Here is a 21,386-nt window from a genome sequence, read left to right as displayed (position 1 = left end):
CTCGACGATGTCCACCATGACCGAACCACCCGCGCTCCGGGACGCGCTCGGGCTGATCAAGGACCGCGAACGGGTCGCGGAGCGGCTGCTCCAGTCCTCCGCCAAGCACTCCTTCGACCCCGACACCGAACTGGACTGGGACGCGCCGTTCGAGCCCGGCAAGTGGTTCTGGCCACCGGAGCTGGTGTCGCTGTACGACACGCCCATGTGGCGCCGGATGTCGGAGGAGCAGCGGCTGCTGCTGTCCCAGCACGAGGCGGCGGCCCTCGCCTCCCTGGGCATATGGTTCGAGATCATCCTGATCCAGCTGCTCACCCGGCACATCTACGACAAGCCCGCGACCAGCGCCCATGTGCGGTACGCGCTCACCGAGATCGCCGACGAGTGCCGCCACTCCAAGATGTTCGCGCGGCTGATCACCAAGGGCGGCACTCCGGCGTATCCGGTCGCCCCGCTCCACCACAACCTGGGCCGGTTCTTCAAGACGTTCTCCACCACGCCCGGTTCGTTCACCGCGACCCTCCTCGGCGAGGAGATCCTGGACTGGATGCAGCGGCTGACCTTCCCGGACGAGCGCGTTCAGCCGCTGATTCGCGGGGTGACCCGGATCCATGTGGTCGAGGAGGCCCGCCATGTGCGGTACGCGCGCGAGGAACTGCGCCGCCAGATGCTGCGGGCGCCGCGCTGGGAGGCGGAGCTGACCCGGATCGGTTCCGGGGAGTTCTCCCGGATCTTCTCCCAGGCGTTCATCAACCCCAAGGTCTACACGGACGTGGGACTCGACCGCCGCGCGGCCGTCGCTCAAGTGCGGGCCAGCGCCCATCGGCGCGAGGTGATGCGCAACGGCGCCCGCAAGCTCACCGAATTCCTCGATGACGTCGGGGTGATGCGGGGTGTGGGGCGCCGACTCTGGAAGAGCTCGGGGCTGCTGGCCTAGGGGGTCGCCCGCGGCGGGCCACGCGGCGGAGCCGCATATCGATGCTTTCCCCTCCCCGCCCCTTCCCACGCAGCGTCGATATGCGGCTCCGCCGCGTGAGGGCTCCGCCCCAGGCCCCGGGGTCCACGGGCCGAAGCCCTGCCATGCGGCGGAGCCGCGGATCGATGGCGCGGGACGGAGCCATCGGCCGCCGGGCCAAGGGGCGTTGGGCCGCCGGGCCCAAGGGCGCGTTCGGGCCGGACCCAAGGGCCCATCCGGGTCGGGCCGAAGGGGGCATCCGCTTCGTCACGATGGGCGGTTACGCTGCCAGGCATGACGACAGGCAGCGGCACCGCTCCGGCGCCCCCGGAGGCGGCACCCCCGGCGGAGGCGAGTGCCGCCGCGCGCCCGGCGGCGGAACCCCCGGCCACCGCGGGCCCACCGGCCGCGCGCCGGGGCAGCTACCGCAGGCTGAGCGTCGAGGCGCGGCGCGCCGAACTCCTCACCGCCGCGCTCGACCTCTTCGCCCACCGCGCGCCCGAGGACGTGTCGCTGGACGATGTGGCCTCGGCCGCCGGGGCCTCCCGTCCGCTGGTCTACCGCTACTTCCCGGGCGGTAAGCAGCAGTTGTACGAGGCGGCGCTGCGCAGCGCCGCCGATGAGCTGGAACAGTGCTTCGAGGAGCCCAGGAGCGGTCCGCTCAGCGCCCGGCTGAGCCGGGTGCTGGACCGCTATCTGGGCTTTGTGGACGAGCATGACGCGGGGTTCAGCGCGCTGTTGCAGAGCGGCAGCGTGGCCGAGACCTCGCACACGAACGCGATCGTGGACGAGGTGCGGCGGGCGGCGGCCGAGGAGATCCTGCTCCATCTGGCGGTCAAGGAGCCCGGTGCGCGGCTGCGGATGATGGTGCGCACCTGGATCACGGCCGTCGAGGCGGCCTCGTTGATCTGGCTGGACGAGGAGAAGCGGCCGTCGCTCGAGGAGCTGCGCGACTGGCTGGTGGACCAGTTCGTGGCGATGCTGACCGCCACCGCGGCCACCGATCCGCAGACGGCCCGGGTGATGAAGGCCGCGCTCAGGATGGAGCCCGCCGATGGGCCGGTCGGGCGGCTGGCGCGCCGTGTGGTGCCCGCGCTGGGCGAGGCGTCGCATCTGCTGTCCTGACGGGCGCGGCCGGTGGGACGTACGGCCGCGGTGAAGCGAACGTCCCGGTGAGACGTCGGTCGTCGTGAGACGTACGGTCGTCGTGAGACGTACGGTCGTCGTGAGACGTACGGTCGTCCTGAGACGTACGGTCGTGGCGTGAGAAGCGAGGAGACGCCCTTCGTGGGCGGGCCGCTGGACGGCCGGGTACTGCCGGTGCTGGTCGGCCTCACGGGTCAGCCGCCGAAGACCTACGAGGTGCCGGTGGAGGACGAGGCGGGCGAACCGCCGACGGTGTATGTCTACCGCAGGGTTCCCGCCGCCACTTCCAGGCTGGGCCTGGTCCGGGGCTGGGCCTATGAGTACGACCCGGAGGGAAAGCCGGGTGGCGGGCCGAAGTGGCCGTGGTCCAAGCCGAACTGACCGCCGGGTCGAGCCGACCGGCGGGCCGAGTCGGCTGCCGGGCCGAGCCGACCGCCCGCCCGCCGGACGGGTGACCGTATTCGCCCGACTCGCCCACAATTCTCCTGAAGATACGAACGTCATGCCACGATCCCTGCTGAGCTGGACGCCGGACAGAGGCGTCTCGGAGCCGGAGGTGATCACGTGTCAGGACGGATCGTGGGCTCGGTCTGCGCGGCGGCGATCACCGCGGCCGCCGCGCTGGTGCCCGCCGTCCCGGCGGCCAAGGCGTCGGCCGCCCCCGCCCGCCCCGCCGACCGGTCCGTGTCCGAGCTGCTGACGCAGCTCAAGACGCTGTACCGGAAGGCCGAGGAGGCGACGGAGGCCTACAACGGGACCGAGGAGAAGCTGCACAAGCAGCGCACCAGGGCCAGGGAGCTCACGGCCCAGCTCGTCCACGCCCGTACGAAGCTCGCCGACAGCCACGACGCCGCGGGTCGGCTGGCCCGCCGGCAGTACCAGGGCCACAGCGCGCTCTCCTCCTACAGTTTCCTGCTGACCCTGCTCACCCCGCATCCGGAGAACGCCGCCGACGAGGCGCGCGAGCTGGATCGGGCGGCCGGCCGCGAGGCCGCCCTGATCCAGCGGCTGACCAAGGGCGAGCGGCGTGCCGACACCATCGCCACCCGGGCGCGGACCGCGCTGGACAAACAGCTGTCCCTGGCGGCGAAGCGGAAGAAACAGCGGGACAAGGTGAAGAAGCAGCTCCGCTCCATCGAGAAGCTGCTGGCCACGCTCAGCACCCGCCAGATCGCCCAGGTGGCCCAGCGCGAACGCCAGGAGACCGCGAAGGCCCAGCGCAAACTGCTCGCCTCCGGGGCGCTCGGCTCCGGAGACGGCGCCTCGCCCGGCGCCGCGGGCCCGCCCGCCACCACGAACGACGGCACGGGCGGCGGCACGAACGGCGGCACAGGCGGCGCCGCCCCGGCCCCCGGAGACCGCCGGGACACCCCGGTGGCGGGCGCCCCCTCCCCGGTGGCCACCGTCACCGCGCCCGGCCCCCGCCCTCACCAGTCCCCCGGCCGCCGCCCCGGCATGGCGTCCGCGGAGGCCGGGCGGCGGGCGCTCGCCTACGCCCTGAACCAGATCGGCAAGCCGTACGTCTGGGGCGCCGAGGGGCCGAACTCCTTCGACTGCTCGGGGCTGACCTCCTCCGCCTGGGCGTATGCCGGGCGGACCATCCCGCGCACCAGCCAGGAGCAGTGGCGCCAGCTGCCACGGGTACCGCTCAACCAGCTGCGCCCCGGCGATCTGGTGATCTACTACAAGGGGGCGAGCCATGTGGCGATGTACGCGGGCGACGGCCAGGTGGTCCAGGCGCCGCGCCCCGGCCAGCGGGTGAAGCTCTCCCCGCTCGCCTCCAATCCGTTGCAGGGCGTGGTGCGCCCGGGTCCGGTCACGGTGGCCAAGAAGCGGTGACGGCTCGTACCAACGGAAGGAGACGGCCGGTGTCAGCGGAAGGACCGGACGGCCTCGGGGGCGTGGTCGTCCACCTCGACCTCCACCTCGGCTTCGGCCTCAGCCGCCTCGGCCTCTTCCCTGACCTCGTCCAGAAAGGCGGCCGCCTTCTCCGGCTCGTAGAAGAAGTTCTCGAAGTCGGAGGGGTCGTCGAAGCCGTTGGCGATGCGGTGGGCGACGGCGGGGAAGGCGGACCCCGCGCCGAGCAGGTTCACGATGTGCTCCGGCGGCGGGGCCAGCATCGCGTTGGTCCACTTGGTGACGTGCCGCGCGCTCTCCCAGTAGCGGTCGAACGTCGTCCGCATCCACTCCTCGTCGAACGGCCGGTCGCCGCGCTCGAGGATGCTCTCCAGATAGGCCGCCGCGCACTTGGCCGCGGAGTTGGAGCCCTGGCCGGTGATCGGGTCGTTGGTCACCACGACATCGGCCACGCCCAGCACCAGACCGCCGCCCGGCAGCCGCCCGACCGGGTGGCGTACGGTCGGCGCGTACCGCCCGGACAGCGTGCCACCCGCGTCCGTCAGCTCGACCTTGGTGGCGCGCGCGTACTCCCAGGGCGTGAAGTGTTCCATCAGCTCCAGAGCGCGCTCCAGGTGCTCCGAGGGGTCGGTGATGCCCTGGAACGCGTCGGCCGGACCGCCCGGGACGGCCTCCCAGAAGAGGATGTCGGCGCGGCCGCTGGTGGTGAGCGTGGGCATCACGAAGAGCTCGCCGACGCCGGGGACGAGGTTGCAGCGCACCGCGTCGACGTCGGGGTGCTCGGGGCGCGGGCCGAGCCCGTGCACATAGGCGACCGCGAGGGCGCGCTGCGGGGTGTCGTACGGGGAGCGGGCGGCGTCCCGGCCGAAGAGCGAGACCAGTTCGCCCTTGCCCGCGGCCACCAGCACCAGGTCGTACTTCCTGACGAGGACGTCCAGGTCGGAGACGGCGGCGCCGTGGATGACCACCTGGCCGCCGCGCTGCTCGAACGTCTCCATCCAGCCGGCCATCTTGATCCGCTGGTCGACGGACTGGGCGTAACCGTCGAGCCGGCCGACCCAGTCGACGACCCGCGGATGGCCCCCGGGAGCCGACGGCCCGGCGACCGAGACCCCGAGACCCTCGATCCGCGGCGCCCGCTCCTCCCAGAAGTTGAGCCCCAGATCGCGCTCGTGGCCCAGCGCGGTGCGGAACATGCACTGGGTGGACATCACCCGCCCGCCGCGGATCTCATCGGCCGTCCGGTTGGACATCAGCGTGGGCTCGTAGCCCTGGGACTGGAGGCCGAGGGCGAGTTGGAGGCCGGATTGACCGGCACCCACGATGAGTATCTTCCGCATGACTGTCGACTCTCCCTCACGCTCGGACCGAAAAGAGGAACGGAGCATTCCATCCCACGGGCGGAGCCGAGGTTACGTCACTCGGGAGACACGTCAACCGCGTGCCTCACCAGCGCCAGCAGCGCGTCCACGACCGCGATCCGGCGCCGGGCGTCCATCATCACCACGGGTACGGAGGACGCCACGGAGAGCGCGTCCCGTACGTCCTCGGCCTGGTAGAGCGGAGTCCCCTCGAAGTGATTGACCGCCACCACATAGGGCAGCTTGAGGCTCTCGAAGTAGTCCAGCGCCGGGAAGCTCTCGTCCAGGCGCCGGGTGTCGACCATCACCACCGCGCCGATGGCCCCGCGCATCAGGTCGTCCCACATGAACCAGAAGCGCTGCTGACCGGGGGTGCCGAAGAGGTACAGGACCAGATCGTTCTCCAGCGTGATCCGGCCGAAGTCCATCGCGACGGTGGTGGTCAGCTTCTCGGGCGTCGCCTCGAGGTCGTCCACGCTCTCGCTGGCCTGTGTCATCAGCGCTTCGGTCTGGAGCGGAGTGATCTCCGAGACCGCGCCGACGAAGGTCGTCTTACCGACGCCGAAGCCTCCCGCTATCACTATCTTGGTGGCGATCGGCGCGCGGGAGCGGTCCGTCTGCCACCTCTGGAGCACCTCCTCGGCCCCGGGCATCCCGGCCCCGGGTATCTCCGACGTCGCCGGCGGGGTCGCCGTGATCGTCTCAGAGCCTGCGAAGTCCACTGAGCACCCTTTCGAGCAACGCGCGGTCCGGCTGGCCGGGGCCCCGCCCGGTGCCGTAGACGCGGATCTTTCCCTGGTCGGCCAGGTCGCTGAGCAGGACGCGCACCACACCGAGTGGGATCTTGAGCATCGCGGAGACCTCCGCGACGGAGCGCATCCTGGCGCACAGTTCGATGATCGCCCGGATCTCCGGCAGCATCCGGGAGTTCAACCCGCTGGGGGCCAGGTCGAGCCGTCCGTCCGGAGACTCCAGCGCCGCGACGAAGGTCTCCACCAGCAGCACATGGCCGGAGCGGGTGCGGCCACCGGTGAGTGAGTACGGACGTACGCGAGCGGGTTTACGGGCGGGTCGGCCGGACCCGGCGGCCGTCACTGTGCGTGCTCCAGCGACCTGCGTAGTTCATTGCGGAGCTCGGGGGTGAGCACATGTCCGGCCCGGCCCACGAACAGCGCCATGTGATAGGCGACGACGGTCATGTCGCAGTCGGGGGTGGCGTGCACGCCCAGCAGCGAACCGTCGCTGATCGACATGACGAACAGACTGCCCTCGTCCATCGCCACCATCGTCTGCTTGACACTCCCGGCGTCCATCAGCTTCGCCGCGCCGAGCGTGAGGCTGCCGAGCCCCGAGACGATCGTCGCCAGATCCGCGCTGGAGCCCTTGGGGCCGTCCTGCACCGACGGATCGGCCGACCCGGCCGCGGCGTGGTGCCGTGTGTCGGAGGAGAGCAGCATCAGTCCGTCGGTCGAGACGACCACGACCGAACGGACGCCCGGCACCTCCTCGACCAGGTTCGCCAGCAACCAGTGCAGATTACGGGCCTCGCGACTCAACCCGTAGGTACTACTGGGCGCATTCACCCGCGTGCCTCCTCAACCGTGCCACCCTCGTTCTGCGCCCCCGTTTGCCCTGCTGCTCCCCCGTGCCCCCGAGCGGGCTCGCCGTGGGCGGCGATCTCGGCGGCGGCGTCACGGTGCCCCTCGCGGGCGCCGCGCTGGAAGCCACCGAGCCGGCGCCGCAGTTCCTCCGCGTCCACCGAGCCGGTCCGCTCCCGTGCGTCGGGCTCCCGGAGCGCCACGTTCCGCGGTCGGCGCTTGGGAAGCCCCTTGTCGGTGCGCATCGGCTCGTCGTCCGGGCGGGCGTGCTGGTCGGGGCCGATGGCGTACGGATCGGCGGACGGCTCACCGCCGCCTGCCCGCTCACCACCCTCCGCCGTCCTGCCGCCGGGCGGCGACGGGACGCTGTCTTCCGGGCCGTCGTACGACGCCGGGGCGCCGTTGGCGGGGCCGCCGTTGGCCGGGGCGCCGTGGGCCGGGCCCCAGGCGGCCGCGCCGACCGGGCGTATGCCGTGGCCGCCGATGTACCACTCGCGGTCCGCGTGGTCGCCGGGGTCCGCGAGGTCGTCGCGGCGGTCGGCGTCCGCGCGGTCCGCCGCGTCCGCACGTACGTCGCGACCCTCACGGTCCCTACGGTCCTCGCGGTCCTTGCGGCTTTCGCGGCCGTCGGGACCCGTACGGTCCGAGCGGTCATCGCGGTCCTCGGGGTCCCCTTGGCTCTCGCGCAGGCGGCGGAGCGTCAGCTCCATCGTCTGCTCGACGGCCGGGACCTCCGGCTCCTCGGGCCGAGGTGCCGGGGCCTTGTCGTCCGCGCCGGACCCGGCGCCGTCCGGCCCGACGGCCTGGGCCAGCTTGGGGACGCGCTTGGGCAGGGCGGGCAGCGCACCGGCGCCTTCGGGGGCCGGCGCACCGGCGCCTTCCGGGGCCGGATGGCCGCGCGGCGGCGTGGGCTCCATGGGGTAGTCGCGGCCCGTGTCCCCCGTCAGCCCCCACCGCGCACCGGGGACGGCCCAGGGGGCGCTCGGCTCCGGTTCGGCGGCGGCGTCGACGGGCTCGGGCTCGGTACGGGGCTCGTCCTCGGGCCCCGGCTCGGCGGTCCCCTGGGGCACCTGGTCCGGCTCGGGCACCGGCTCCGCGAGCGGAGCGATCGGCTCCGCATCGGTCTCCGCCACACCCTCTTGGTCGCGCGCGACCGAACGGGCCTGCCCCGGCAGCGCGTTGGAGTTCGCCTCGGCCTCCGAGCCCGGGAAGCCCAGGAAGGACGACGGCCCGGTGGCGCCGAACGTCGCGCCCGCGCCCACCGGCGGGGCGGGCGGCAGCCCGGCGCCGGGCGGACCGGAGGGAAGGATCTTCGTCGGGAGGACGACCACGGCCGCCACCCCGCCCGGCTGCTGCTCGCGAAGCTGCACCCGGATGCCGTGGCGCGCCGCGAGCCGGGTCACCACATACAGCCCGAGGCCCAGCGGGTCCTCCGGCTGGGGGCCCTGGCAGTACTCCGGCACCGGGTCGGCGAGCCGGTTGTTCAGCTCCACGAACCGCTCGGGCGTCATGCCGATGCCCTCGTCCTGGACGGAGAGCATGACCTCGCCGGTCTCCAGCAGCCAGCCGGAGATCTGGACCGCCGCGTCCGGCGGAGAAAACGATGTCGCGTTCTCCAGGAGCTCGGCGATCAGGTGGCTGACGCTGTCCGCGGCGAACCCCGCGACCTGGGCATGTGGCGGCAGCGCCTGGATCTGCACCCGGTCGTACCGCTCGACCTCGCTGATCGAGGCGCGCAGCACATCCAGCAGCGGCACCGGCCCCGGGTGGGTGGCCTTCTGCTCGGAGCCCGCGATCACCAGGAGGTTCTCGCCGTAGCGGCGCATCCCGGTGGCCAGGTGGTCGAGCTGGAAGAGCGTCTCGAGGCGGTCGGGGTCCTGCTCCCGCTCCTCCAGGGACTCGATGATGGCGAGCTGGCGCTCGATCAGGCCCAGCGAGCGCAGCGCGAGGCTGACGAAGCTGCCGTGGACCCGGGCCCGCAGCCCCTCCAGCCGGGTGGTGACCGCGTCCCGCTCGGCGCGCAGCCCGTCCCGCTCATCGGCCAGCCGCTGCCGCTCGCCGACGAGCCGGGTGCGCTCGCGCTCGAGCTCGGCGACCCGCTCGTACGTCTGTGTGGCCTTGGCGTGCAGTTCGTTGACGGCCCGTACGGCGTCCGCGAACTCGTCGTCGCGGCCCGTGAACGCGACCGGTTCCTCGGCCGCCGGATCGGCGGCGACCCGCCGGGCACCGAGCCGGAGCGCGGCCAGCGGCCGGGTCATCGAGCGGGCGCTGTGCACTCCGGCGCCGAGGGCGACCAGCAGGGCGGCACCGACGATGCCGATGCGCAGCTCCAGGTCGGTGACCTCGTCGTCGCGCACCCGCGCGAGCTGGGCGGCCTCGGCGGAGGCCAGCGAGGACTGCGCGCCGCGCATCTGGTCGATCCGGGCGTTCAGGGCGGCCTCGACGCGGTCCTTCTGGAGGAAGAAGTCATTGCCCGCGAGGCGGCCCTGGTCGGTGAGCCGGGCGAGGTAGCGCTCGGCGGAGCCGACCTCGGCGCCGCTGACGGTGCGCTGGTAGGCCTCGCGCATGGCGGCCGGGGCGAGCTGCTCGAAGTCGTCGAGCGCCGACTGCTCGCGGACGTTGGTCCGCTGGGCGGCCGAGACCAGCGTGGGCTGGCCGCCGCCCGCGTCGAGCGCGGCCAGCAGCAGTCCGCGGGTGGCGGACGCCTCCTCCACCGCGCGGCCGAGCGGGGCCAGCGCGGCGGTGCCGCCGGACTCGGCCTCGGCCGGGAGCCGGCGGGCGAGGGTGTCGGTGATGCCGTTCAGCGCCTGGACGGTCCGGGTGTAGGCGGTGAAGACGTCGGTGGCCGAGCCCTTGCCGGTCAGCGCCTCCTGCCGCAGCCCGGGGAGGGCGTCCAGGCGCCGCCGGACGGAGGCCGGGACGTCCTCGCGCACCTCCCGGACCCGGCGGTCGACCCGGGCGCGCATCTCCTCGGAGACCCCGCGGCCGGAGGCGGAGGTGCGGCCGTCGGCGACATAGCGGGTCATGGCGTCGCGCTCGTCGGCGAGGGCGTGGGCGAGGGTCACCGCGCCGCGGTTGGTCTCCGCGAGGTCGACGAGGTGCTGGGCGTCGGTGGTGTCGTCGAGGGCGAGCAGCACGGCGGGGGTTCCGGCCCCGAGGACGGCGACGGAGACGAGGACGACGGACGTGGTGAGCCGACGACGGACGCGTACGGTGCGGCGTCGCGGCGCCGCCTCATCCTGGCGTGGCTCGCCGACCGCCTCGCGCGTGGTGCCCCGAAGCCGCTTCTTCCGCACCGGTGCTCACAATCCATTCTCGCCCGACCGCTGACGTGGACCAGGGGTGACGACGGATCAACAATTGTGTTTCCCCACCTCTGGCAGGGATTCCGACCCTTTCAGGACGGGTCTGGGGCAGGTATGCATCACCCGCCCGGCCACCCGAACGAGTGAACCGTATTGCGTAGTTGACCACCAACTTTGGCTCGCGGCCATACCTTCCCACCACCTTGCGCGGATTGGTAAAGACCTCGGCGCCCTGAGAAGATGCCCACCCGCAGCTTCCCAGAAGTGTCAATCCCGCCCCAATCAGGCAGCGGAGAAACCGGCGACGGATTTGGTACGGACCAACGCCCGGTCCGGCCCTCGCCACCGTGGTGATCGACAGGGCTCCGGCAGACTGAGGGAATGCGCATCGAACTCGCGACCGCCTCCGGCGATCAGCACTGTCCCAACGAGGACTACGCATCAGTAGCCCTCCCGGCCTCGGGGAGCGGCGGTGCGCTCGTGGTGCTGGACGGGGTGACCCCGCCCGAGGGAGGGGACGGATGCGTCCACAGCGTGGACTGGTTCACCGCGCGGCTCGGCGGATCGCTGCTCGAACTGTCCGGTTCGCGGCGGGATATGCCACTGACACAGTGCCTCTCCGAGGCGATCGCGCGGACCGCCGCCGCTCATAGTTCAACATGTGACCTTTCTCACCCTCTGACACCTCAGGCAACCGTCGTCACAGCGCGCTGGAACCCCGAGCGCATCGAGTATCTGGTGCTGTCCGACTCGGTGTTGCTCATCGAGCGGACCCATGACGGAGTGACCCCGGTCCTGGACGACCGCATCGACCGGCTGCGGGCCGAGGGCCGGCGGCTCGCCCCGCTGCGCAACGCGGCGGACGGCTTCTTCACCGCCGCCGCCGACCCCGGCGTCTCCCGTAAGGCGGTCACCGGGGAGCTCCCGCGCGGCGAGGTACGGGCGCTGGCGGCGCTCACCGACGGGGCGTCGCGCTGGGTGGAGCGGTTCGGCGAGGGCGACTGGACCGAGTGCTTCGCGCTACTGCGCAAGGAGGGCCCGCAGGCGCTGATCGACCGGGTACGGGCGGCCGAGCACGCCGATCCGGACCGTACGGCCTTCCCCCGGGGCAAGACCCATGACGACGCGGCCGTGGTCTTCGTGGAGCCCTGACCGCGGGGGCCGCCCTTCCCGGGGCGGGTAGCGCGGTTGCCACATCCGCGTCGCCGGATGCGCGCGGGTCGCCGATCCTGACGGGTATGAGCGCCCTACTCCTGCGCCGCGCGCGCCGCCTGACCGCGGTCGTCGGCCTCCTGCTCCGCGTTCAACCGGTGCAGCAGCCTGGCGAGTTCGGCGACCTCGCTGCGCTCCCACGCGGCGAGACGGCGCGCATACCGCGCCCGCCGCGCGCCGCGCACGGCACGGAAGCGGCTGCGCCCCTCCTCGGTCAACTCCACCAGGAAGGCCCGGCCGTCGGCCGGATCGGGCGCCCGCGTCACCAGTCCGAGCCCCTCGAGAGCCCGGAGCTGACGGCTCATCGTGGCCTTTCCGACGCCCACGAAGCCCGCGAGCTCGGTGGCGCGCTGCGGACCGGCGTCCTCCAGCCGCATCAGCAGTCCATAGGCGGCGGATTCGAGCTCCGGGTGGACCTCCCGGGCCAATTCCCCCGAAGCGGCACGGGCTCTGCGGAGGAAAACCGCCAATTCGCGCTCCAGAGCCAGGAATGCATGGTCCACACCAATGCCGCCCATGGTGCCCCCCTCACCCCGCTCAGGGGGCAACGCCCCGTTGTTGTGCACGTCAGAGCCCTCTCCGGGTTTTCACTTCGTGAAAGTTTCTACCACGCGCGGCTGTTACCGCAGCTCCACCAGTATTTCGCAGGATTAGACCAACGGCATCACACTCTCCCCCTTCCGCCGGCCTATCTACGCCCGTAGCGTCAACTCCTGACATGGTCATTCCAATCGGAGCTCCCCCCACCGAGGTTTCGGAGGCAACGCCATGCCCGTGCACAGACCTGGTTCGGTCCGACGCGCCCTCAGTGCGCTGATCGGTACTCTCGCCGCGCTCCTCGCCATGACCCTCGCGCTGCCCGGTTCGGCGTTCGCCGCCCAGGTCCAGGGCGACAAGGCCATCCCGCATCCCGAGGACGACTGGGCGGGTTCCCAGATAGCCAAGCACGAGGGCGGATCCACGACCGGTGAGGCGCCGACGGGGCTGCTCGCCACCGTCGAGGGCGTGGACGTCAGCAGCCACCAGGGCAATGTCAGCTGGTCGACGCTGTGGAGCAGCGGCGTCCGGTTCGCCTACGTCAAGGCGACCGAGGGCACCAGCTACACCAACCCGTACTTCTCCCAGCAGTACAACGGCTCGTACAACGTCGGCATGATCCGCGGCGCGTACCACTTCGCCCTGCCGGACAACTCGACCGGTGCCGCGCAGGCCAACTACTTCGTCGACCACGGCGGCGGCTGGTCCAAGGACGGCAAGACCCTGCCGGGCGCGCTCGACATGGAGTACAACCCGTACGGCGCGACCTGCTACGGGCTGAGTGCCAGTGCGATGGTCAACTGGATCCAGTCCTTCAGCAACACCTACAAGTCGCGCACCGGCCGCGATCCGGTGATCTACACCTCCACCAGCTGGTGGAAGACCTGCACGGGCAACTCCGCCGCCTTCGGTGGCGTCAACCCGCTGTGGATCCCGCGCTACGGCTCGTCCGTCGGCGAGCTTCCGGCCGGCTGGGGCTTCCACACCATCTGGCAGTACACCTCCACCGGCCCGACGGTCGGCGACCACAACAAGTTCAACGGCGCCATGGACCGGGTGCAGGCGCTCGCCAACGGCTGAGCCCCGCATCGCGTCACCCCCCACACCTGGCGCGCCGACCGCATGCGGCGCGTCCCGCCCTCCGGCGTACGGACAGGTCTGTCTGTACGCTGGAGGGCGTCGGTCGTATCCCGGCCCCGGTCGCTCCCCGGCCTCGGTCACCCCGCACGGCCCCGTGTGTCCGCGTCAAGGAGCTTGATCATGAGCAGCGCCCGCCCCTCCGCCCATGAGCGGATCCTGTCCACCGCGACCGCCCTGTTCAACGCCCATGGGGTGCGCGGGGTCGGAGTGGACCGGATCATCGCCGAGTCGGGCGTGGCGAAGGCGACGCTCTACTCCCACTTCCGCACCAAGGACGATCTGGTGCTGGCCTATCTGCGCGGCTCGGACGAGCGCTGGGGCGGGGCGCTGCGGGACGCCGCCGAGGCGGCCGGCGCCGACCCCCGGGACCGGCTGGTCGGCCTCTTCGACGCGCTGGACTCGGCGACCGAGCGCGACGGCTTCCGCGGCTGCGCGTTCATCAGGACCGCCGGCGAGACCGAGCCGGGCACCGCCACCCACACCGCGACGGTCGAGCACAAGCGCGCCGTACGGGCCTGGCTGACCGAGCTGGCCCGGGAGGCCGGGGCCGCCGACCCCGAGCGGCTCGCCACGCAGATCTCCGTGCTCGTGGACGGGGCGATGGCCGCGGCGGCGCTGGAGCCGAGGCCGGAGTTCACGGAGGCCGCCCGGGAGGCGGCGCGGGCGCTGGTCGCGCAGGCGTGCCCGGCGCGGGCGTAGCGCCTCTTACGTACGCGTCCTGGTGGGCGGGCGTAGCGCCGCTCGCGCACACGGAAGGGCCCGGCCGCTCACCTATCACGCCGGAGGCCGGCAGCTCGAACGCGGCGGGGTCAGTCGCGAGGGAACTCGTCGGTGGCGAGGGTGAGGTCGACGACCGTGCCGGTCAGGTCGACCGGCACGCCGAAGTCGATGGTGCTCTCGACGTGGTACGCGCCGTCCTTGGGCTCGGTGTGAAGGCGGCACTTCCCCGTATACGGGTCAGCGATCAGATAGACGGGGACCTCGGCCTGGGCATAGGCCGCCTTCTTGGGACCGTAGTCGTTCGCCGCCGTATCCCTTGAGATCACCTCGGCGACGAATTCGATGTCCTCACAGCACCAACGGCCCTGCGGGGTCTTCTCGGCACCCTGCGCGACCTTGACGACATCCGGGCAGAAGCCGTTCATGTACCCGGGGAAGTCAATGCGGACGTCCGACAGCACGTTCACGTTCATCCCGAAGCGATCTTCGAGAGCCCGCACGATCCTGCGGATGATGTACCAATGGACGTCCCGCTGCGGCGACATGAAGACGGCCCCCCTGACAACCTCGACCTTGTAGCCTTCGGGGACCTGGAACCGCTCCAGCCGGTCGAACATCTCATCCAGGCTGCGGGCATCGCTGTCGGCCATCTCGATCCTGTCAGTCTCTGTGACGGTCATCGTGCCGCTCCTCCCCACCGCGCACTCGTTGTGCACGCGATGGACAGTCCAACGATACGCACGCCCGAGACGTCACGCGTGGCCCGGAACCCCGTTCGACACAGGGCCCCGGGCCGCCGCTACCGGCAGCGTCCGTCACGCCGCTACCGGAACCTCGGAGGTCGCCGCGCGGGCGGGCTCGAGGGCCAGCTCCAGCACCCGGCGGACGTCCGAGACCGGGTGGACGTCGAGCTTGTCCAGGACCTCGGCGGGGACGTCGTCCAGGTCGGGCTCATTGCGCTTGGGGATGATCACGGTGGTCACCCCGGCCCGGTGCGCCGCCAGCAGCTTCTGCTTGACGCCGCCGATGGGCAGCACCCGCCCGGTCAGGGACACCTCGCCGGTCATCGCCACGTCCGGGCGCACCTGGCGGCCGGAGAGCAGCGAGGCCAGCGCGGTGGTCATGGTGATGCCCGCGCTCGGGCCGTCCTTGGGCACCGCGCCCGCCGGGACGTGGAGGTGGACGCCGCGCTCCTTCAGATCGCCGACCGGCAGCTCCAGCTCCGCGCCGTGCGAGCGCAGGAAGGAGAGCGCGATCTGGGCGGACTCCTTCATGACGTCGCCGAGCTGACCGGTGAGGCTCAGCCCCGCGCCGCCCGTCTCCGGGTCGGCCAGCGACGCCTCCACGAACAGCACATCACCGCCCGCGCCGGTGACCGCGAGCCCGGTCGCCACGCCGGGGACGGCGGTGCGGCGCTCGGCCGGGTCCTGGGCGGACTCGGGGGTGTGGTGCGGCCGGCCGATCAGCGGGCGCAGCTCCGCCACGTCGACGGTGAAGGGCAGTTCGCGCTCGTCGAGCTCGTGCTGGGCCGCCACCTTGCGCAGCAGCCGGGCGATGGACCGCTCCAGGGTCCGTACGCCCGCCTCGCGGGTGTACTCGCCCGCCAGCTTGCGCAGCGCCTCGTCGGTCACCGTGACCTCGCCCGGCTCCAGACCGGCCCGCTCCAGCTGACGGGGCAGGAGGTGGTCACGGGCGATGGTGACCTTCTCGTCCTCGGTGTAGCCGTCCAGGCGCACCAGTTCCATCCGGTCGAGCAGCGCCTCCGGGATGGCCTCCAGGACGTTGGCGGTGGCGAGGAAGACCACGTCGCTCAGGTCGAGTTCGACCTCCAGGTAGTGGTCGCGGAAGGTGTGGTTCTGCGCCGGGTCCAGGACCTCGAGCAGGGCCGCGGCCGGGTCGCCGCGGAAGTCGGAGCCCACCTTGTCGATCTCGTCCAGCAGGACGACGGGGTTCATCGAGCCCGCCTCCTTGATGGCCCGGACGACCCGGCCGGGCAGCGCGCCCACGTAGGTGCGCCGGTGGCCGCGGATCTCCGCCTCGTCGCGGACGCCGCCGAGCGCGACCCGGACGAACTTCCGCCCCATCGCGCGGGCGACGCTCTCGCCCAGGCTGGTCTTGCCGACGCCGGGCGGGCCCACCAGGGCCAGCACCGCGCCGCCGCGGCGGCCGCCGACGACGCCGAGGCCCCGGTCGGCGCGGCGCTTGCGCACCGCCAGGTACTCGGTGATCCGCTCCTTGACGTCCTCCAGGCCCGCGTGGTCGGCGTCGAGCACGGCCTTGGCGCCCTGGATGTCGTACGCGTCCTCGGTGCGCTCGTTCCAGGGCAGCTCCAGGACGGTGTCCAGCCAGGTGCGGATCCAGCTGCCCTCGGGGCTCTGGTCGCTGGACCGCTCCAGCTTGTCGACCTCCTTCAGGGCCGCCTCGCGGACCTTCTCGGGCAGATCGGCGGCCTCGACGCGGGCGCGGTAGTCGTCGGACTCGTCCTCGGGGTCGCCATTGAGCTCGGCGAGCTCCTTACGGACGGCCTCGAGCTGGCGCCGCAGCAGGAACTCGCGCTGCTGCTTGTCGACGCCCTCCTGGACGTCCTTGGCGATCGACTCGGCCACGTCCTGCTCGGCGATGTGGTCGCTCAGCCAGGTGACGGCCAGCTTCAGCCGGGCCACCGGGTCGGTGGTCTCCAGCAGCTCGACGCGCTGGGCGACGGACAGGAAGGGCGAGTAGCCGGAGTTGTCGGCGAGCTGCGAGACATCGTCGATCTGCTGCACCCGGTCCACGACCTGCCAGGCGCCGCGCTTGCGCAGCCAGCTGGTGGCCAGCGCCTTGTACTCCTTGATCAGTTCGGTGACGGCACCGGGCAGCGGGTCGGGCACGATCTCCTCGACCGTGGTGCCCTCCACCCACAGGGCCGCCCCGGGTCCGGTGGTCCCGGCCCCGATGCGGACGCGGCGCACCCCGCGGATCAGCGCGCCGGGGTCTCCGTCGGAGAGCCGGCCCACCTGCTCGACGGTGCCGAGCGTGCCGATACCGGCGTAGGTGCCGTCGACGCGCGGCACCAGCAGCACCTTCGGCTTGCCGCCTCCGCTCCCGCTGGAGCGTGCGGCGGCCTGGGCGGCCTCCACCGCGGCGCGTACCTCGGCATCGGAAAGGTCCAGCGGCACCACCATGCCGGGGAGCACCACCTCATCGTCGAGAGGCAGTACGGGCAGGGTGAGCGGTGTGGACAGCGAAGCCATGATCTCCCCTTCGGCAGGCAAGTTGAGCCACAAGGACTCAATAAGTCAATGCCCACTCAATGCGCGGAGGGGGTTCAGGTGTTCCCGGAGGCTCGTTCGCTGTGAGCGAAGCCGGGCGGGGCGTCGTCCTTTCGCGCTGCCTGCGGGCGCCATCTGATGTTTCGCCGGACATACGGCCAAGAGACGACACCGAGCAGCAGGGCGAAGGCATGGCCCCAGCCGGTGAGCGGATCGACGTCGACGAGGATCCCGGCGACGAGCGCGAGGGCGACCCCGCCGAGCAGCGTCCGCCGGCGCCGGGGCGACAGCAGCCCGGCGAGCGCGGCGGCGCAGGCGATCAGCCCGTAGCTCACGCCGTAGTCGAGGCGGCGCAGCGAGCTGTCCGGGAGATGCCCGGCGGCCACGGAGACGGCCACCGGGACCTCGGTGAGCAGCGTCGCCAGCACATGACCGAGCAGGAACACCGCGGCGGTGCGCACCCCGCCGAGCCGCCGCTCCAGCGCGCCGAGCACCAAGGGGAAGACGGCCAGATACGGCGAGGTGATCCCGCCCACCGCCCACAAGGCGCTGACCAGCAGCGTGAGCAGCGGCCGCTGGGAGAGGTGGAACACATCGGTACTGGAGCTTGCGAGCAGATCGCGCACGGTGCCGGGATCGCCGAGGCGGGCGTAGAGCCCGGTGCCGAGCAGGACGAGGGTGTAGCCGAGGGTGAACGGCACGGTGAGCAGCGCGCGCGACAGCGAACGCGCCAACGCCGCCCTGTGGTGCCCATGCGCCCGCCCGACGCTCGGCACCCGCGGTGTGCTGGCCCCGACGGCCGCGGGCCAGCCGCCGCCCACCACCCGCCGCGCATCGGCCACGGAAGCGCATGGCCCGGCAGGGGCGACGGCCCGGGGGCCGTCCGGGTCACCGCCGTCCGCCGCCCGCGCACCCGGAACGGCCGACGCGTCCGCCCCTCTCGCCGATGTCGCCCTTACCGATGTCGTCAACGCCCGCGCCCCTCTCTCACTCCCGCCGCCGCTCCCCCTGCTCCCCGCTTATCCGCCACGACCGAAACAACAACCAGGACGCCGTGAGTCATGTCACGGCACCATCAGCTGTGACATGGACGACGCCACACCACGCCACCGCACGGCCCCGCGGCACCGTGAACCGGTTGGACCGGCGAGCCGGGGCGGCGCGAGGATGGCGGGGTCAGGAACCCCCCGGGAGGACTCCACACCCATGCAGCCGCAGCCGCCGTACGACCTCCACGCCGACGCCGACGACCGGCCGGTGACCGTCGACCGCCGGGAGGGCCCGTACGGCGAGGTGGTGCTGCGGCGGCGCGGCGGCGCGGGACCGTCGGACGGCGCCGTCTTCGAGATCATCGCCAACGGCTGCTTCCTCATGGACACCTCCGACGGCCGCTCCGAGCGGCTGCTCATCCGTGCCGCCCTCGACGCGCTGCCCGCCGACCGCCCCTCCCCCGCGCTGCTCATCGGCGGGCTCGGCGTCGGGTTTTCGCTGGTCGAGGCGGTGACGGAGCCCCAGTGGGGGCGGATCGAGGTGGTCGAACGGGAGGCCGCGGTGATCGACTGGCACCGCGCGGGCCCCCTGGCGGCCATGACCGCCGGGGCCCTGGCCGATCCGCGCACCGAGATCGTCCACACCGATCTGGTCGAGTGGCTGCGAACGGGCCCGCGGACCTATGACGCGCTGTGCCTGGACATCGACAACGGCCCCGACTGGACCGTCACCGAGGACAACGACGGCCTCTACTCCCCCACCGGACTCGCGGCCTGCGCGGCGCGTCTCGCACCGGGCGGGGTGCTGGCCGTATGGTCGGCGCAGCCGTCGCCCGCGTTCGAGGAATCTCTCCGGAATGCCGGGTTCACACAGGTGCGTACGGAAGAGGTCGCCGTTGCCCGGGGTGTTCCCGACGTCGTGCATCTCGCGGTTCGGGGCGCGTAGCAAAGCCGCGTACGCTGGCTTTACGCTTGCTTGCCTACCAAACGCGGCTGAGCGATGACCAGGCGCGAGCCGCGGGTTTCACCGGAAGACGCAGGGGCGGGCGTATGGAGCAGACTCACAACGGTCACAACGGGGCCGCCACGACCACCCCTGGCGCACAGCGCCGGGTCCTCGTCGTCGAGGACGACCCGACCATAGTGGACGCCATCGCGGCCCGGCTGCGCGCCGAGGGGTTCCAGGTCCAGACGGCGGGAGACGGTCCGGCGGCGGTCGACACGGCCGAGGCGTGGCAGCCCGATCTGCTCGTCCTCGACGTGATGCTGCCGGGCTTCGACGGCCTGGAGGTCTGCCGGCGGGTGCAGGCCCGGCGGCCGGTGCCCGTGCTGATGCTGACCGCGCGCGACGACGAGACCGACATGCTGGTGGGGCTCGGGGTCGGCGCCGACGACTACATGACCAAGCCGTTCTCCATGCGCGAACTGGCCGCGCGGGTGCACGTACTGCTGCGGCGGGTGGAGCGGGCGGCGCTGGCCGCGCACACCCCGCGCAGCGGGATCCTGCGCCTGGGCGAGCTGGAGATCGACCACGCCCAGCGCCGGGTGCGGGTGCGCGGCTCGGATGTGCACCTCACCCCGACCGAGTTCGATCTGCTGGTCTGTCTGGCCAACACCCCGCGCGCGGTGCTCTCGCGCGAGCAGCTGCTGGCCGAGGTGTGGGACTGGGCGGACGCCTCGGGCACCCGCACCGTGGACAGCCACATCAAGGCGCTGCGCCGGAAGATCGGCGCGGAGCGGATCCGCACGGTGCACGGCGTCGGCTACGCCCTCGAGACCCCGGCGGCATGACGAGGGCCCGCTGGGCACGCAGGCTCCCCAAGGTCCGGGCAGGCACGGCTCCCAAGGACACGGCTCCCAAGGTCTTGGCACGCGGGGGCTGGGCGCGCCGGGCTCCCCAGGTCCGGGCGGACAAGTCCCCCAGGCTCTGGCCGCGCGGGGTCCCCAAGGTCTCCCGGCTGCCCGGGGCCCCCACGGGCCGGCGGGCGTGGTCCCGCGCCACCTGGGCCCGGGTCTGGGAGGCGCTGCGCCCCTTCGACCCGTACCGCTCGGTCAAGGCGGCGCTGGGGGCGCTGGTCGTCGGCTCGGTGATCATCACCACGCTGCTCGTCTTCGCGGCGATGCACTCCGACACCGAGCTGCGCGTCATCACCATCTTCTCGATCATCGCCTCGCTGCTGATCACCCAGTTCGTGGCGAACGGGCTCACGGCCCCGCTGGACGAGATGACCGAGGTCACCCGGGCGATGGCCAACGGCGACTACACCCGGCGGGTGCGGGCGGCGCAGCGCGGGGACGAGTTCGGCGACCTGGCGTCCGCGTTCAACCGGATGGCGGCCGACCTGGAGGCGGTGGACACCCACCGCAAGGAGCTGGTGGCCAACGTCTCGCATGAGCTGCGCACCCCGATCGCGGCGCTGCGGGCGGTGCTGGAGAACGTGGTGGACGGCGTCTCGGACGCCGATCCGGAGACCATGCGGGTCGCGCTGAAGCAGACCCAGCGCCTGGGCCGCCTGGTGGACCAGCTGCTCGATCTGTCCCGCCTCGACAACGGGGTGGTGCCGCTGCACGCGCGGCGGTTCGAGGTCTGGCCGTATCTGGCCGGGATCCTCAAGGAGGCCGGCATGGCCAAGGGCGCGGAGTCCCATTCGGGCGCGCACACCCGTAAGGACGTCCATCTCAACCTGGACGTCTCGCCGCCGGAGCTGACCGCCCACGCCGATGCGGAGCGGCTGCACCAGGTGGTGGCGAACCTCATCGACAACGCGGTGAAGCACAGCCCGGCACACGGCCGGGTGACCGTGCGCGCCCGGCGCGGTGACGGCCCGGGGAGCCTGGAGCTGGAGGTGCTGGACGAGGGCCCGGGCATTCCGGAGGCGGATTGGCACCGGGTCTTCGAGCGGTTCAACCGGGGCGGGCTCTCCCCGGACGGCTCGGTGGACGGCCGGCGGCGGCCGGGGCCGGTCAGCGACGGCGGCACCGGTCTGGGGCTGGCGATCGCGCGCTGGGCGGTGGATCTGCACGGCGGGCGGATAGGGGTGGCGGAGTCCTCGCGCGGCTGCCGGATCAAGGTCAGCCTCCCCGGACCTGTCCCGGAACCCAAACCAGGGACCCCCTGAGATCAAAGCTGAAGTAAAGTCGACCCTGTCGCGCACATACGAGCGGCAGGGATGCACGTCTGCGCTGCCCCGCGCCGGAGGAAACGCACGAAACCCCGTGTGTTTCCCGGTACGTCATGCGCTGAAACCCGCCGATCAATGTGACTTGCGCGACGATGACCAGTGCGGCCTGCACGTAAGGGTCCAAGGGGCGTAG

19 protein-coding genes are annotated in these 21,386 nt (G+C 72.2%); 10 read left to right on the top strand and 9 right to left on the bottom strand.

The annotated features are described in order from the left end of the window. Positions 1 to 7 precede the first annotated feature (7 nt). From KHP12_RS33615 to KHP12_RS33600, 4 genes are all read left to right on the top strand, one after another. Positions 8 to 937, top strand: coding sequence for an AurF N-oxygenase family protein (locus KHP12_RS33615; protein WP_037951122.1), 930 nt, complete (start codon positions 8 to 10; stop codon positions 935 to 937). 312 nt (positions 938 to 1,249) lie between these two features. Continuing rightward, a complete protein-coding gene (locus tag KHP12_RS33610; protein ID WP_244203044.1) occupies positions 1,250 to 2,080 on the top strand; it encodes a TetR/AcrR family transcriptional regulator in 831 nt (276 codons plus the stop codon). Positions 2,081 to 2,218: 138 nt separating this feature from the next. Continuing rightward, the gene (locus tag KHP12_RS33605) at positions 2,219 to 2,482 is read left to right on the top strand and encodes a DUF8847 domain-containing protein (protein WP_037951124.1); all 264 of its coding nucleotides are present in this window, start codon (positions 2,219 to 2,221) and stop codon (positions 2,480 to 2,482) included. Between the two features lie 183 nt (positions 2,483 to 2,665). Next, a complete protein-coding gene (locus KHP12_RS33600; RefSeq protein ID WP_210609862.1) occupies positions 2,666 to 3,940 on the top strand; it encodes a C40 family peptidase in 1,275 nt (424 codons plus the stop codon). 32 nt (positions 3,941 to 3,972) lie between these two features. Here KHP12_RS33600 and KHP12_RS33595 read toward each other — a convergent pair whose 3' ends face one another. The 5 genes from KHP12_RS33595 to KHP12_RS33575 form a co-directional block, all read right to left on the bottom strand. Next, positions 3,973 to 5,298, bottom strand: a complete 1,326-nt coding sequence (locus tag KHP12_RS33595; protein WP_246648752.1) for a styrene monooxygenase/indole monooxygenase family protein — start codon at positions 5,296 to 5,298, stop codon at positions 3,973 to 3,975. A gap of 77 nt (positions 5,299 to 5,375) precedes the next feature. After that, the gene (locus tag KHP12_RS33590; protein WP_245010162.1) at positions 5,376 to 5,972 is read right to left on the bottom strand and encodes a GTP-binding protein; all 597 of its coding nucleotides are present in this window, start codon (positions 5,970 to 5,972) and stop codon (positions 5,376 to 5,378) included. A 49-nt stretch (positions 5,973 to 6,021) separates the two neighbouring features. Further along, positions 6,022 to 6,414 carry a DUF742 domain-containing protein gene (locus KHP12_RS33585; protein WP_020868455.1) on the bottom strand — a complete coding sequence of 131 codons (393 nt, stop codon included), beginning with the start codon at positions 6,412 to 6,414 and terminating at the stop codon, positions 6,022 to 6,024. Beyond that, the gene (locus KHP12_RS33580; protein ID WP_078559134.1) at positions 6,411 to 6,902 is read right to left on the bottom strand and encodes a roadblock/LC7 domain-containing protein; all 492 of its coding nucleotides are present in this window, start codon (positions 6,900 to 6,902) and stop codon (positions 6,411 to 6,413) included. Before KHP12_RS33580 ends, KHP12_RS33585 begins: the two co-directional genes overlap by 4 nt. Next, positions 6,899 to 10,213, bottom strand: coding sequence for a sensor histidine kinase (locus tag KHP12_RS33575; protein ID WP_211834004.1), 3,315 nt, complete (start codon positions 10,211 to 10,213; stop codon positions 6,899 to 6,901). The genes KHP12_RS33580 and KHP12_RS33575 overlap by 4 nt, the downstream gene beginning before the upstream one ends. A 390-nt stretch (positions 10,214 to 10,603) precedes the next feature. On the opposite strand from KHP12_RS33575, the gene KHP12_RS33570 reads away from it, so the two are divergent. Further along, on the top strand, positions 10,604 to 11,374 hold the full coding sequence (locus KHP12_RS33570) for a protein phosphatase 2C domain-containing protein (RefSeq protein ID WP_086885170.1): 771 nt from the start codon (positions 10,604 to 10,606) through the stop codon (positions 11,372 to 11,374). 95 nt (positions 11,375 to 11,469) lie between these two features. Here KHP12_RS33570 and KHP12_RS33565 read toward each other — a convergent pair whose 3' ends face one another. Further along, entirely contained in the window at positions 11,470 to 11,952 is a 483-nt protein-coding gene (locus KHP12_RS33565; RefSeq protein ID WP_078559135.1) for a MarR family winged helix-turn-helix transcriptional regulator, read from the bottom strand. A 250-nt stretch (positions 11,953 to 12,202) separates the two neighbouring features. Between KHP12_RS33565 and KHP12_RS33560 the strand changes: the two genes are divergently transcribed. Both KHP12_RS33560 and KHP12_RS33555 read left to right on the top strand, forming a co-directional pair. Further along, entirely contained in the window at positions 12,203 to 13,051 is an 849-nt protein-coding gene (locus tag KHP12_RS33560; RefSeq protein ID WP_086885171.1) for a lysozyme, read from the top strand. Positions 13,052 to 13,231: 180 nt separating this feature from the next. Next, entirely contained in the window at positions 13,232 to 13,810 is a 579-nt protein-coding gene (locus KHP12_RS33555; protein WP_211834003.1) for a TetR/AcrR family transcriptional regulator, read from the top strand. A gap of 110 nt (positions 13,811 to 13,920) precedes the next feature. Here the strand turns inward: KHP12_RS33555 and KHP12_RS33550 are convergent, their stop codons facing one another. From KHP12_RS33550 to KHP12_RS33540, 3 genes are all read right to left on the bottom strand, one after another. Continuing rightward, entirely contained in the window at positions 13,921 to 14,511 is a 591-nt protein-coding gene (locus KHP12_RS33550) for a Uma2 family endonuclease (RefSeq protein WP_086885173.1), read from the bottom strand. A gap of 135 nt (positions 14,512 to 14,646) precedes the next feature. Beyond that, positions 14,647 to 17,064 carry an endopeptidase La gene (gene lon / locus KHP12_RS33545; protein WP_086885174.1) on the bottom strand — a complete coding sequence of 806 codons (2,418 nt, stop codon included), beginning with the start codon at positions 17,062 to 17,064 and terminating at the stop codon, positions 14,647 to 14,649. A 74-nt stretch (positions 17,065 to 17,138) separates the two neighbouring features. Beyond that, positions 17,139 to 17,924, bottom strand: a complete 786-nt coding sequence (locus KHP12_RS33540) for a rhomboid-like protein (RefSeq protein ID WP_308036104.1) — start codon at positions 17,922 to 17,924, stop codon at positions 17,139 to 17,141. 364 nt (positions 17,925 to 18,288) lie between these two features. Between KHP12_RS33540 and KHP12_RS33535 the strand changes: the two genes are divergently transcribed. The 3 genes from KHP12_RS33535 (at position 18,289) to KHP12_RS33525 (ending at position 21,190) form a co-directional block, all read left to right on the top strand. Continuing rightward, positions 18,289 to 19,017: a spermidine synthase family protein gene (locus KHP12_RS33535; RefSeq protein ID WP_211834002.1), complete on the top strand. Its 729-nt coding sequence runs from the start codon at positions 18,289 to 18,291 to the stop codon at positions 19,015 to 19,017. Between the two features lie 104 nt (positions 19,018 to 19,121). After that, positions 19,122 to 19,862, top strand: a complete 741-nt coding sequence (locus tag KHP12_RS33530) for a response regulator transcription factor (protein WP_086709713.1) — start codon at positions 19,122 to 19,124, stop codon at positions 19,860 to 19,862. Then, on the top strand, positions 19,859 to 21,190 hold the full coding sequence (locus KHP12_RS33525) for a sensor histidine kinase (protein ID WP_246643140.1): 1,332 nt from the start codon (positions 19,859 to 19,861) through the stop codon (positions 21,188 to 21,190). Before KHP12_RS33530 ends, KHP12_RS33525 begins: the two co-directional genes overlap by 4 nt. Positions 21,191 to 21,386 lie beyond the last annotated feature (196 nt).

Source organism: Streptomyces asiaticus (genome assembly GCF_018138715.1).
Classification (GTDB): Bacteria; Actinomycetota; Actinomycetes; order Streptomycetales; family Streptomycetaceae; genus Streptomyces; species Streptomyces asiaticus.
This window is presented reverse-complemented; position numbering and strand designations above follow the sequence as displayed.

Coding starts and splice junctions, on each gene's coding strand:
- KHP12_RS33565 (WP_078559135.1), bottom strand. CDS start 11,952: ATGGGCGGCATTGGTGTGGACCATGCATTCCTGGCTCTGGAGCGCGAA.
- KHP12_RS33535 (WP_211834002.1), top strand. CDS start 18,289: ATGCAGCCGCAGCCGCCGTACGACCTCCACGCCGACGCCGACGACCGG.
- KHP12_RS33610 (WP_244203044.1), top strand. CDS start 1,250: ATGACGACAGGCAGCGGCACCGCTCCGGCGCCCCCGGAGGCGGCACCC.
- KHP12_RS33525 (WP_246643140.1), top strand. CDS start 19,859: ATGACGAGGGCCCGCTGGGCACGCAGGCTCCCCAAGGTCCGGGCAGGC.
- lon (WP_086885174.1), bottom strand. CDS start 17,064: ATGGCTTCGCTGTCCACACCGCTCACCCTGCCCGTACTGCCTCTCGAC.
- KHP12_RS33530 (WP_086709713.1), top strand. CDS start 19,122: ATGGAGCAGACTCACAACGGTCACAACGGGGCCGCCACGACCACCCCT.
- KHP12_RS33570 (WP_086885170.1), top strand. CDS start 10,604: ATGCGCATCGAACTCGCGACCGCCTCCGGCGATCAGCACTGTCCCAAC.
- KHP12_RS33560 (WP_086885171.1), top strand. CDS start 12,203: ATGCCCGTGCACAGACCTGGTTCGGTCCGACGCGCCCTCAGTGCGCTG.
- KHP12_RS33595 (WP_246648752.1), bottom strand. CDS start 5,298: ATGCGGAAGATACTCATCGTGGGTGCCGGTCAATCCGGCCTCCAACTC.
- KHP12_RS33550 (WP_086885173.1), bottom strand. CDS start 14,511: ATGACCGTCACAGAGACTGACAGGATCGAGATGGCCGACAGCGATGCC.
- KHP12_RS33615 (WP_037951122.1), top strand. CDS start 8: ATGTCCACCATGACCGAACCACCCGCGCTCCGGGACGCGCTCGGGCTG.
- KHP12_RS33590 (WP_245010162.1), bottom strand. CDS start 5,972: ATGCCCGGGGCCGAGGAGGTGCTCCAGAGGTGGCAGACGGACCGCTCC.
- KHP12_RS33555 (WP_211834003.1), top strand. CDS start 13,232: ATGAGCAGCGCCCGCCCCTCCGCCCATGAGCGGATCCTGTCCACCGCG.